This window comes from Flavobacterium myungsuense (assembly GCF_042677265.1).
In the GTDB taxonomy this organism is placed as follows: Bacteria; Bacteroidota; Bacteroidia; order Flavobacteriales; family Flavobacteriaceae; genus Flavobacterium; species Flavobacterium myungsuense.
Genome location: NZ_JBHTIZ010000022.1, coordinates 15,826 through 28,578, shown reverse-complemented (window position 1 = coordinate 28,578; position 12,753 = coordinate 15,826). Strand labels below are relative to the sequence as shown.

At 32.1% G+C, this 12,753-nt stretch carries 12 protein-coding genes; 10 read left to right on the top strand and 2 right to left on the bottom strand.

Annotated elements, in window-relative coordinates:
- Positions 1-46: 46 nt before the first annotated feature.
- Positions 47-1,003 (top strand): methylenetetrahydrofolate reductase [NAD(P)H], encoded by a 957-nt coding sequence (metF, locus tag ACFQ0S_RS08025; protein WP_379758925.1) that lies wholly within the window; start codon positions 47-49, stop codon positions 1,001-1,003.
- Positions 1,004-1,060: 57 nt separating this feature from the next.
- On the opposite strand, the gene ACFQ0S_RS08020 is transcribed toward metF, so the two are convergent.
- A complete protein-coding gene (locus tag ACFQ0S_RS08020; RefSeq protein WP_379758922.1) occupies positions 1,061-3,199 on the bottom strand; it encodes a beta-1,3-glucanase family protein in 2,139 nt (712 codons plus the stop codon).
- Between the two features lie 57 nt (positions 3,200-3,256).
- On the opposite strand from ACFQ0S_RS08020, the gene ACFQ0S_RS08015 reads away from it, so the two are divergent.
- Positions 3,257-4,351: an acyloxyacyl hydrolase gene (locus tag ACFQ0S_RS08015; protein ID WP_379758919.1), complete on the top strand. Its 1,095-nt coding sequence runs from the start codon at positions 3,257-3,259 to the stop codon at positions 4,349-4,351.
- A 6-nt stretch (positions 4,352-4,357) separates the two neighbouring features.
- The gene (locus tag ACFQ0S_RS08010; protein ID WP_379758916.1) at positions 4,358-5,107 is read left to right on the top strand and encodes a head GIN domain-containing protein; all 750 of its coding nucleotides are present in this window, start codon (positions 4,358-4,360) and stop codon (positions 5,105-5,107) included.
- A gap of 22 nt (positions 5,108-5,129) precedes the next feature.
- Here the strand turns inward: ACFQ0S_RS08010 and gldA are convergent, their stop codons facing one another.
- On the bottom strand, positions 5,130-6,029 hold the full coding sequence (gene gldA, locus ACFQ0S_RS08005; RefSeq protein WP_379758913.1) for a gliding motility-associated ABC transporter ATP-binding subunit GldA: 900 nt from the start codon (positions 6,027-6,029) through the stop codon (positions 5,130-5,132).
- A 493-nt stretch (positions 6,030-6,522) separates the two neighbouring features.
- On the opposite strand from gldA, the gene ACFQ0S_RS08000 reads away from it, so the two are divergent.
- The 7 genes from ACFQ0S_RS08000 to dtd all read left to right on the top strand — a co-directional run bounded on the left by ACFQ0S_RS08000 (position 6,523) and on the right by dtd (position 12,710).
- Positions 6,523-7,407 carry a prephenate dehydratase gene (locus ACFQ0S_RS08000; protein WP_379758910.1) on the top strand — a complete coding sequence of 295 codons (885 nt, stop codon included), beginning with the start codon at positions 6,523-6,525 and terminating at the stop codon, positions 7,405-7,407.
- Positions 7,404-8,549: a pyridoxal phosphate-dependent aminotransferase gene (locus ACFQ0S_RS07995; RefSeq protein ID WP_379758908.1), complete on the top strand. Its 1,146-nt coding sequence runs from the start codon at positions 7,404-7,406 to the stop codon at positions 8,547-8,549. The genes ACFQ0S_RS08000 and ACFQ0S_RS07995 overlap by 4 nt, the downstream gene beginning before the upstream one ends.
- 53 nt (positions 8,550-8,602) lie before the next feature.
- Positions 8,603-9,454, top strand: coding sequence for a prephenate dehydrogenase (locus tag ACFQ0S_RS07990; protein ID WP_379758905.1), 852 nt, complete (start codon positions 8,603-8,605; stop codon positions 9,452-9,454).
- 73 nt (positions 9,455-9,527) lie between these two features.
- Positions 9,528-10,610 (top strand): chorismate mutase, encoded by a 1,083-nt coding sequence (locus tag ACFQ0S_RS07985; protein WP_379758902.1) that lies wholly within the window; start codon positions 9,528-9,530, stop codon positions 10,608-10,610.
- 237 nt (positions 10,611-10,847) lie between these two features.
- The gene (gene rsgA, locus ACFQ0S_RS07980) at positions 10,848-11,825 is read left to right on the top strand and encodes a ribosome small subunit-dependent GTPase A (RefSeq protein WP_379758899.1); all 978 of its coding nucleotides are present in this window, start codon (positions 10,848-10,850) and stop codon (positions 11,823-11,825) included.
- 30 nt (positions 11,826-11,855) lie between these two features.
- Positions 11,856-12,215: a four helix bundle protein gene (locus ACFQ0S_RS07975; RefSeq protein ID WP_379758896.1), complete on the top strand. Its 360-nt coding sequence runs from the start codon at positions 11,856-11,858 to the stop codon at positions 12,213-12,215.
- Between the two features lie 42 nt (positions 12,216-12,257).
- Positions 12,258-12,710 carry a D-aminoacyl-tRNA deacylase gene (gene dtd, locus ACFQ0S_RS07970; RefSeq protein WP_379758893.1) on the top strand — a complete coding sequence of 151 codons (453 nt, stop codon included), beginning with the start codon at positions 12,258-12,260 and terminating at the stop codon, positions 12,708-12,710.
- The last annotated feature ends 43 nt before the right edge of the window (positions 12,711-12,753 follow it).

Genomic DNA, 12,753 nt, shown 5'->3' with positions numbered 1-12,753 from the left:
GTTAGTCAACAACAAACTATAAACTATAAACCATAAACTAAAAAAAATGAAAGTAACACAACATATAGAAAACGCTAAAGGAGAAACCTTATTTTCCTTCGAAATTATACCGCCACAAAAAGGGAAAAGCATTCAAGAATTATACGACAATATCGATCCTTTAATGGAGTTCAAACCTCCTTTTATAGACGTAACCACTTCTCGTGAAGAATATATATATGTCAATAAAGGCAATGGTTTATTAGAAAAAAAGTTAACTAGAATGCGTCCTGGTACTCTTGGTATTTGCGCTTCTATAAAACATAAGTATAATGTAGATACTGTTCCTCATGTACTTTGCGGTGGATTTACAAAAGAAGAAACAGAATATTTATTAGTCGATTGTCATTATTTAGGAATAGATAATGTTATGGCGCTTCGAGGAGACGCTATGAAAGATGAACAATCTTTTGTGCCTAAAGAAGGCGGAAATAATTATGCTACAGATTTAGTAACTCAAATTTACCAACTTAATCAAGGGAAATACCTTCATGGACTATTAGATGTAGATAACAAAGCTGATTTTTGTATTGGTGTTGCCGGTTATCCTGAAAAGCATTTAGAGTCACCATCTTTAATTTCTGACTTAAAAAGATTGAAGGAAAAAGTAGATGCTGGTGCAGATTATGTGGTTACACAAATGTTTTTTGATAATACTAAATTTTTTGACTTTGTAAAAAAAGCAAGAGAAATAGGAATAACAGTTCCAATTATTCCTGGTATAAAACCAATTGCTGTACACCGACATTTACAGGTGTTACCACAAATTTTCCGAATAGATTTACCCGAAGACTTAATAAATGCGGTCGATCAATGTAAAAATAATGCAGCTATAAAAGAGGTGGGAATTGAGTGGGCAATTCAGCAATCATTAGAATTAAAAGCAGCAGGAGTTCCAGTTTTACATTATTACTCCATGGGGAAATCAGAAAATATTAGAAAAATAGCTAGTAAAGTTTTTTAGAAACAAAGACACCATTTTATTTGATTGTGTCTTTGTTTTTAAAATCTGAAAAAAAGATTAATTCACGTATATTTTAAATGTTTTAACTTGACGTGAATTTTTCTGTATTACCTTCAATAGGTACAAACCTTTCGATAAATCTGTGGTATTTATTAATAGTTCATTTTGGTCTTTAATAACTTTACTTTTAACTAACCCACCAATTAAAGAGTATATTAAGATTTCAACTTTTTCAATTTCACCTAAAATTTTAAGATTTTGACCATTTGTAGGATTTGGATAAACAACAATTTTATCTGCAAACGCATTATTTGAAATATTTAATGAATTACAGCCCCCAATTGTTAAAGTATGTAATTTGTTTATAGTTGTGTTTTCTCCGCCTGATGCTAAAGAATAAGTGTAATAAAAATAAATTTTTTCGCCAAGTGTTGCATTAATTTGATAAGGTACATTTGGGGTTACATTATATCCGTTAAATGGACCTGTCGCACTTTTACTATAATAAAGGATACAAACTTTGTTTCCAGTTGTTGAAATGGTTGGTTTAAATGTAATAGTTGGATTGGATGTATTGGTTACCGTATAGCTGTATTGTCCATTTGTAGCAACTGAATTACAAGGATCAGTAATAATGGGTGTTGTGTCTTCAACCATAAATGATAATGTAGTACTAACTAACCCGTCAGTTGCTTTAATAGTTACAGGGCCGGAAAGTGTTGGGCTAAATAATCCATTCGGTGCTATTGTGCCATTTCCACTTGTAATGCTCCAAATAATATTGGTTGGAAATGTATTGTCATCAACATCATATCCTTGTGCTGAAAATTTTTGAGTTGAATTTAGATTCAAACTTGTAATTTGAGGCATAATAGAAATTTTAGATAATGAAGCATTTTTGCCAACTAATCCTCCAATTATTACTTTTACATTAGTTGGATAAGTACATTGAATAGTTGATGAATGATCTCCAACATCATCATAGGCGAAAGCATAAGTTTTAGAGTCATAACTTATATTATCTTTATGAAAAAAAGCAACATATTCATTATAAGGTTTTATTTTAAAAAATAAAGAGGAGTCATGCGTATATTGTATAGTTGAGCCAGTTATATTAGTATTAATAGCATGGCGATTTATTGCAGCTGAAATTTGAGCTTGAATCATTAAATCTTCATTATATTTAACATTATTGGTACTTGTATTTACTGGGGTATAGGCCATAGATCCAGACCCATCAATTGCGTTTGCAGTCGTTGGTTTTGAATAAATAGTTGCAATTGATCCATCTCTTGAATCAGTAAAGTTGAATGCATTACCAGTTACTCTCCCAACCCAGACTCCATTTTCGCCAATATTTATTGTCAAATCTTTTGATGAATAGGTATTCCAAATGTCATTGATGTAAGAATCCAATGCCGTTTTTGAAAAAACCGGTAGCTTTGTAGGCTGCTCAATTATTGGCTTCCCATCCAATGAATTGGTTTTTATAGTTTTGCAAACTAAATATTCATTAGAAACTGAGGTGTCCCACAAAGACATAATTTCATTATGTGATAACAATTCTCCAACTTTACTGTATTTTGGAATGCCTTCACCAGCTATTGCATTTGCATAGTTTTGTTCATAGTTTAAACTTGAGTTTACTGACCCTGTAAAACCATATACTTCAATTCCCATAGGATATTGGTAAGCATCAACTCTACTGGTGTTGGTAAAAAGTCCAGAACCACCCCATGTAAGTTCAATTAATTCCCAACGAATTCCGTCATTAGGATCGCTAGAGGAATTTAAATTGGCTCCAGCATATCCTCCTGTTTTAAGAAAATGCAAATACATTGGTGATTTGAATGAAATAAAAATTCTACTGGCAAATAATTCTTTAGGTATTTGGATAGTTTTATTAGGAATATCACTTAGTTTCATAAAAATATTAGGGTATTTCCATTCTGCTGGAGAACTCCAAGAGGGCCCTGAAACGGTGTTGTCAGCAGCATTCATTTTTATAAGATTACTAGTACTCATATTCATCCATACGTCTCCCATTGTTTCATACTTTCCTACTAATGCTATATAAATTTCAGAATCTAAATATTCAGAATTATTTTCAAAAACATAAGGAAGTTTTAGAGTTTGAGAAAAGCTATTGGGAACAAAAAAAAGTAAACTGATAAGAAATAGAGTAATTATCTTCATATTTGTAATTTAAACCTATAAATGTACTAATAAAATCCTCTAGGACTATTTTTATTAATGAAATTATTTATTCTGTTGCCTATAATTCTATTTACAAATTTAACTTTTTCACAAGAATTTGAGAATTCATATACAATTGATTTAAATTACTTTAGAGGAAATGTTATGGCTCATTCCCCAGATTTACACCAACTAATTACGGGGCATCCAGATGGTTTGTTGGTAAGTTTTTCTCAAAAAACAAATGGTAATAAAGATTGGCATGCTTTGTATAATTATCCTGAATATGGCGGTTATTTTTTATATCAAGATTACAAAAATGAATTACTTGGAGAGAATTTTGCCGTTGGTGCTTTTTATAATTTTTATTTTTTAAACAGAAAACTAAGTTTTAAAATAGCCCAAGGAATTGGAATTACCTCTAATCCATACGATAAAGAAACAAATAGCAAAAACAAGGCATTTGGATCAAAAGTAATGGGAAACATTAATCTTGGTTTATATTATAAGAAAGAAAATGTAATTGATAATTTCGGATTTCAATCGGGATTTCTCTTCACTCATTTTTCTAATGGCAGAATAAAATCTCCTAATAGTGGTATAAATACCTATTGTTTAAATGTGGGTGTGAATTATGTTTTTGATGAAGTTATAACTATAAAAAAAGATACCGTTTTTGTAAAATCAAAATTTACAGAACCTCTAAAATACAATGTTTTATTTCGCACTGGTTTTAATGAAAGTCCAATAGTTGGAAGCGGTCAAAAACCATTTTACCACATCGGGTTTTATGCTGATAAAAGAATCAACAGAAAAAGTGCCATTCAGCTTGGAACGGAACTTTTTTTAACTACTTCTATTAAGGAGTATATACGATTTAGATCTATTTCTTTTCCAGAAAAACCAGTTGATATTGATACCGACTATAAAAGAGTTGGTATTTTTGTAGGTCATGAATTATTCATCAATAAAATAGCTATTGAAGGGCAAATAGGATATTATGTTTACAGGCCATTTAAGGATGGTGCTCCAATTTATGATAGAGTGGGTATGAAATATTACTTTTCAAAAAAAGTATTTACAGGAGTTTCTCTTGTAACACATGGTTTTTTAGCGGAAGCGATGGAGTTTGTAATAGGTGTTCGATTGTAATTAATTATGAGAATAGTAGTTTCCATTTTGTTTGTTCTTTTTTTTACAAGTTGTGAAAAACCATTCGATTGCGTAAAATCGAGCGGAAAGTTAACCACTAAAGTATATGAAGAGTTAAAATTTACTAAAATAATTGTTCATAAAGGAATTGCTTTAGTCATTACCCAAGGCGATAATTACAAAGTTGAGGTCAAGACTGGTGAGAATTTAATAAATGACATTGAAGTAACTAGCGAAGGCACTACATTAACGCTAGAAGACAATACGACTTGTAACTGGGTTCGTGATTATGGAGAAACTGTAGTGTATATTACAGCTCCAAATCTTACCGATATTTATTGCAAAACTGAAAAAGAAATTACCTCAAATGGCATCTTAAAGTATGAAAATTTGCGATTAATTTCAATGAATACAATAGATGGGTATAAAGGTGTTGGAACAGGCGATTTTATTTTACAATTAGATTGTGAAAACGTATTAGTAGAAAGCAATGAAGTTTCACGATATTATATTTCAGGAAAAACGAACAATGCTAGTATCAATTTTTACGAAAATGATGGGGTTTTTAATGGAAAAAATTTAATGTGTAATGCAATTAGCTTTTTCCACCGAGGTTCAAATGATATGTTTGTTCATCCACTGGTATCAATATCGGGCGATATTTATAATATTGGTAATGTATATTGTTACTCAAGACCTCTAGCTACAAACATTAAAGTGAAACAACATTACAAAGGAAAATTAATTTTTAAATAGAAGTTTTGACTAAAATAAAAATCTAGTTTTGAGTAATCTCTCTAAATACCGTTTCTAAGTTTTTGTTTTTCTGGTTCAGTTGTAACGTTTTCAAACCATTTTCATGAGCAAAATCAAAAACGGAAGGCCTCATGTCTTTATCTGAAATAAAAGTCAGTTCCCAAGTCATATCATGAGTGTTTTTATAGGACTTTAAATGCGGGATCTTAGCAATAGCTTCTTCTTCAATTTTATAATCAAATTCAACTTCAATAATTTGCTCCTTGTTAGCAGAAATTAAAACATCAAGTTTTTTGTCAGCAACAATTTTTCCTTTATCAATAATGATTACTCTGTCGCAAATTGCCTCTACTTCTTGCATAATATGCGTTGACAGAAAAATAGTTTTGTCTTTGCCGACACTTTTTATAACATTTCTAATTTCTACCAACTGGTTTGGATCTAAACCGGTTGTGGGTTCGTCTAAAATTAATACTTCTGGATTGTGCAAAAGCGCATTGGCCAGACCTACTCTTTGACGATATCCTTTAGAAAGTTGACCAATTTTTTTATGACTTTCAGATGACAAACCAGTTAACACAATCACTTCCTCTATTCTAGAATGAGCGACTTTATAAACATCGGCATTAAAAGCCAAATATTCTCTCACATACAAATCCAAATACAAAGGATTGTGTTCCGGCAAATATCCTATAGATTGCTGCACTGCTTTTTGTTGCGCATTAACATCGTTTCCATTTACAGAAGCAGAACCTTCATCAGCAGCAATATAAGTAGTTAATATTTTCATTAATGTTGATTTTCCAGCTCCATTCGGACCAAGAAAACCTACAATTTCTCCTTTTTTTATAGAAAATGAGATATTGTCTAAAGCCTTTTGAGCCCCATAACTTTTTGAAATAGCATTAACTTCTATTGACATTTAATTTTTATTTAAAGCAAAAGTAAACAGAAAAAACTTCTTTAAGGGTATAGAATTAAAAAATATATAATCTAAATTTTCCTTTAAAAGATTGTTATTATTAACGAATAAAACAAATAAAATTCACTTTAAATCATATTTCAAGCAAAAGTAGCTACAGATGATGTTGTGTTTTGTAAAGATATAATTCAAATTCAGTAGATAATTAATTAGTTTTCTTGCCTTTTTTATAAAAAAAAACACGTTTCACAAAGAATTCTTTTTTTGTTAGATAAAATTAATTTTTTTTTTTGAAACACTTAAAATAAAGTATACATTTGCAAAGCATTTATTTAAAAAATACGATAATGTTGAATAACCGTTTTTATTTTAGTAACACATATTACTTCTTTTTTAGGAAGTAAAGGATTGTGCTATGGTTATTTGAAATATAAGAAACAAATAAAACTAATATACAATCCTGATGAAAATCAGGATTTTTTTTTGAGTAGAAATGAGAACAACAAATAAGCAATCTTTTTACCAAACTTCTCCTTCTCCTTTGGAGAGGGTTGGGGTGAGGATAGCGATACAAGGTATAAAAGGATCTTTCCACCATCAAGTGGCTCAAGATTATTTCTATCAGAATGTAGCAGTAGATGAATGTTTGTCTTTTGAAGAATTAGTAGATAGTTTGATGTCTGGAAAATCAGATCAGGCGGTTATGGCGATTGAAAATTCAATTGCAGGACCAATTATTCCTAATTATGCTTTAATCGATAAAAATAACTTGCATATTATTGGCGAACATTATTTAGATATTCATCAGAATTTAATGGCGCTAAAAGGTCAAAAAATTGAGGATATTCTAGAAGTACATTCGCACCCTATGGCATTGTTACAGTGTATGGAGTTTTTAAAAAAGCATCCAAATATAAAATTAGTTGAAGACAAAGACACAGCCGAAACCGCTAGAAGAATTCACGAAAATCAACTCAAAGGAATTGCTGCCATTGCCAGTAAAACCGCTTCAGAAATGTATGACTTAGAAATATTGGCACCAGAAATTCAAACTATTAATAATAACATGACCCGTTTTGTTATTATAAATAAAGAGGATTCGTTTGCCGACGAAAATGAAATTAACAGAGCTTCTATCAAATTCGAATTGGATCACAAACGCGGAAGTCTTGCTGCCGTATTGAATGTGATGAGCGATTGCAAATTAAATTTAACAAAAATTCAATCCTTACCTAAGATTGAAACGCCTTGGAAATATTCTTTTTTTGTAGATGTGACGTTCGAAAAATATGAAGATTATGCAAAAGCGAAAGCATTATTGACCATTATGGCAGAATACTTTAAAGTTTTGGGAGAATATAAAAATACTAAGCCATGATTACTACTGCGAAACGATTAGATATCATTGAAGAATACTATTTCTCCTCAAAACTGAGAGAAGTACGACAATTGGCTTCAGAAGGAAAACCAATTATCAATATGGGAATTGGAAGCCCAGATTTAAAACCTTCACAAGATGTTATTGATGCTGTTGTTGATGCCATGAAAGATGAAAATGCGCATCAATATCAAAGTTATCAGGGTTTGCCAGAATTGCGTCAAGCAATGGCCGATTTTTATCTAAATAATTACGGAGTTGCACTTAATACTGTAACCGAAATTTTGCCCTTAATGGGGTCTAAAGAAGGGATTATGCATATTTCGTTGGCTTTTTTAAATGAAGGCGATCATGTTTTGATTCCAAATCCGGGCTATCCAACGTATACATCGGTAACGAATTTAGTTGGAGCTGTTCCAGTTTATTATGATTTAAGAGAAAGTAATAATTGGGAACCTGATTTTGAAGCTTTAGAAAAATTAGACGTATCAAAAGTAAAGTTAATGTGGATAGGCTATCCTCACATGCCAACAGGAGCAAGAGGAAGTATACAATTGTTTGAGAAATTGGTGGCTTTTGCCAAGAAACATAATATTTTACTTGTAAATGACAATCCATACAGTTTTGTTTTAAATGACAATCCGATGAGTTTACTGCAAGTAGATGGGGCCAAAGAGGTAGCATTGGAACTAAATTCGTTATCAAAAACGTTCAATATGGCAGGTTGGCGAGTAGGAATGGTTTTAGGAAATGCCGCTTGCATTGATGCCGTTTTGAAGGTAAAAAGCAATATGGACAGTGGTATGTTTTACGGTATTCAAAAAGGCGCTATTGCAGCATTAAGAAGTGATAAATCTTGGTTTGAATCAATGAATGTGATTTATAAAAAAAGAAGAATTCTTACCGAGCAATTGGCAGAAAAATTAGGTTGTGAAGTCTATAAAGAAGGTGTAGGTTTGTTTGTTTGGGCAAAATTACCAGAAGGAATTACATCTGCAGAAAAGTTTATAGATGCCATATTATACGAAAAATCAATATTTATTACTCCAGGAACTATTTTTGGATCTAATGGAGAAGGATACATTCGATTTGCACTTTGTGTCAAAGAAGAAAAAGTACAAGAAGCAATAGATAGGTTTTAGATGGCAGATTTTCCTGCAAGGTTTTAAAACCTTGTAGGTATAAAAATTAGAAGATGAATATACACGTAATAGGAATAGGATTAATTGGAGGTTCGATGGTATTGGACATCAAATCATTGCATCCTGATGCGACTATATATGGAATAGACACCAACGAAAATCATTTGGCGGAAGCAATCGCTTTAGGCGTTATTAATAAAGCAGCTACATTTGATGATTTAGTAAATGCCGATTTTGTAATTGTTTCTGTACCAGTCGATGTAGCGTTAATCGTTTTGCCAAAAGTTTTGGACGCTATTGGAGAAAATACCATAGTATTTGAAGTTGGTTCGACCAAAACACCTATTTGTGAGGCAATTGCCAATCATCCGAGAAGAAGAAATTTTATTGCTACCCACCCAATTGCAGGAACAGAATTTTCAGGTCCTTCAGCAGCGATAAGAAACTTGTTTCAAGGCAAAACGAATATCATTTGCGAAGTCGAAAAAACAACATTTAAATTGCAGGAAAAGGCAGTCGAGTTGTTTAAAAGCATGGGAATGAGAATCAGATACATGGATCCGAAATCACATGACAAACATATTGCTTATGTGTCTCATTTATCGCACATAAGTGCATTTATGCTAGGGAAAACAGTAATTAATAAAGAAAAAGACGAACAGGATATTTTTGATATGGCAGGTTCTGGATTTGAAAGCACGGTTCGTTTGGCTAAAAGTTCGCCAGCCATGTGGACACCCATTTTCAAACAAAACAAAAAGCACGTCGTAAAAACTCTAGAAGAGTATATCTCTAATTTATCAAAGTTTAAAGACTTATTGATAAACGACGATTTTGAAGCAATTTATAACGAAATGCAAAGTGTAAATAAAATAAAAGAAATATTAAACGGAATGAAAAAATAATAAATAACCTTAAAAATAATTTTAAAAAACAATACGAATAAAATAAATTTTAAAGAATAAATAACTAGAAAAGATGGAAAACAAGAAAGAAATGAGAGATTGGTTAAACGAATTCAATTTAACTCATCCCTTTGTAATTGCAGGACCTTGTAGTGCTGAAACTGAAGAGCAAGTATTAAAAATAGCTCATGAATTAAAAGATTCTGATGTAAGTGTTTTTAGAGCAGGAATCTGGAAACCAAGAACGCGTCCAGGAGGATTTGAAGGTGTGGGTGAAATAGGATTAAAGTGGTTGAAAAAAGCAAAAGCTGAAACAGGATTGCTAATGGGAACTGAAGTGGCTACTGCTGCACACTGTAAATTAGCTTTAGAGAATGATATCGATGTGCTATGGATTGGTGCTCGTACAACTGCTAATCCGTTTGCGGTTCAAGAAATTGCGGATACTTTAAAAGGAACAGATAAAATCGTTTTGATTAAAAATCCAGTAAACCCTGATATGGCTTTATGGCTAGGTGGAGTAGAGCGTTTGTATATGGCTGGAATAAAAAAATTAGGCGTAATTCACAGAGGATTTTCTACCTATGAAAAAACAAAATACAGAAACATTCCAGAATGGCAAATTGCTATCGAATTGCAAAATAAATTCCCTGATTTACCTTTAATCATTGACCCATCACACATTACAGGTGATCGTAAAATGATTCTTGAAGTAACTCAAGAAGCTTTAGATTTAAATTATGACGGAATGATTATCGAAACGCATTTCGACCCTGATAATGCTTGGAGCGATGCCGCACAACAAGTGACACCTACCGCTTTGAAACAAATTTTTAAAGATTTGAAAGTTAGAAAAGTAAGTGGCGATACGCCTGATTTTGACAACAAAATGACAAAATTAAGAGCAAACATTGATGTTTTAGATGCTAATTTATTAGAGCTTTTAGGAAAACGTATGAAAGTGGCTGACGAAATTGGTCAAGTGAAAAAAGACAATAATGTGGCCGTTTTACAAAGCAATCGTTGGAACGAAATTCAAGAAAAAATGGTTGCCGAAGGTTCTAAAAAAGGATTGACTGAAGAATTTATCATCAAATTATTCAAAGACATTCACCAAGAAAGTATTGGACACCAAGAAAAAATATTGAATTCGTAAAAAAGATTTCAGAATGATGATTAACGATTTTTGATTTCAGATTGCTAAGTCGTAAAATTTAAATTTTCGATAAAAATCCCAAGGCATATCGTTTTGGGATTTTTTGCTTATTTCGGAGTCATTCAAAATCATAAATCTAAAATCCTTAATCTAACATCATAAATCATATATCTTTGCAAAGATTTCGATTCTAAATCTGAAATCTAAAATCAGAATTCGTAAATCGCAAATCAAAAAATGACAGGACTCGTTTATAAATCTACTGGAAGTTGGTACACCGTAAAATCCGAACAAGGCGATTTTATAGAATGTCGTATGAAAGGAAAATTCCGAATCAAAGGAATTAAAAGTACCAATCCTATAGCTGTTGGCGATGTTGTAGACTATGAACTCGAAGAAACATCAGACACCGTAACAGGTACCATTCATAAAATTCACGACAGAAAGAATTATATCGTTCGTAAATCTGTAAACCTATCGCATCAAATGCATATTATTGCATCAAACATCGATAGGGTTTTCTTGTTGGTAACAATCAATAATCCGCCAACAACCTTCAACTTTATCGATCGGTTTTTAGTAACTGCTGAGGCTTACGGAATTGAAACCATATTAGTCTTCAACAAAATAGATACCTTTGATGACGCTACTTTAAACGAGCAATTGTACATGCAACATGTCTATCAAGAAATAGGCTACCAATGTTTACGGGTTTCATCAACTCAAAGAAAAGGAATTGATGCCTTAAAGGAAATGATGATGGGCAAAGTCAGTATGTTTTCAGGACATTCTGGAGTAGGAAAATCCACTTTGGTCAACGCCATGGAGCCTTCTTTAGATTTAAAAACAAAAACCATTTCTGAAGCCAGCAAGCAAGGACAACACACCACCACTTTTGCCGAAATGTACGATTTGTCATTTGATGCTAAAATTATCGATACACCGGGAATTAAAGGTTTTGGCGTTGTAGATATGGAGCCTGCTGAAATTAGCGGTTATTTCCCAGAATTTTTCAAGCTGAAAGACCAATGCAAGTTCAACAATTGTTTGCACAAAGACGAACCCCATTGCGCCATAAAAACAGCTTTAGAAAACGATGAAATAGCATGGTCACGCTACAAAAGCTACCTTAAAATTCTTGAAGGCGATGACGAGCATTACCGAACTGATATTCATAATGAAGATAGGATAATTAGCGATAAATCTAGAGAATAGTTGTAAATTGTGAATGGTAAATTGTGAATTATGGCAGATAATATTATAAAAATAAAATCATTTAGTTTTGCTTTAAGGATTGTGAAATTATATCAATTTTTAAGTATCGAAAAAAAAGAATTTGTTTTAAGTAAACAATTATTACGAAGCGGAACTTCAATAGGTGCATTGGTAAGAGAATCAGAACACGCAGAAAGTAAATCAGATTTTATTCATAAACTTGCCATTGCACAGAAAGAAGCTAATGAAAGTGATTATTGGATTGAATTATTGTTTCATTCTGAATATTTGAATGAATCTCAATTCGAGTCATTAAATTCTGATATAGTTGAGATTAATAAAATTTTAGCTTCTATAATTATTTCGACTAAAAATAACCTAAAAAAATAATTATTGATATTCACAATTCATAACTTATAATTCATAATTATTTTGAAAACCGTAATCCAAAGAGTATCCTCAGCCTCTGTAACAGTTAACGGAAAAATCGTAGCCGAAATCCAAAAAGGGCTACTCGTTTTGGTAGGAATTGAAGATGCCGATACCCAAGAAGACATCAATTGGCTGACTTCAAAAATCACAAATCTTCGCATTTTTGGTGATGAAAACCACGTTATGAATCTATCCGTTCAGGACATAGCCGGCGATATAATTGTCATCAGTCAATTTACGCTTCAAGCCTCAACAAAAAAAGGCAACCGACCCTCTTATCTAAAAGCTTCAAAAGCCGAAATCGCCATCCCACTTTACGAGCGTTTTGTTCTAGAATTAGAAAACCAACTAGGAAAAAAAGTACAAACCGGCATATTTGCTGCCGATATGAAAGTTTCTTTGCTCAATGACGGACCGGTAACGATAGTAATAGACAGTAAAAACAAAGAGTAAGAAGCTTTTTTAAACACTACTTTATAAACATCCTGCAAAGGGT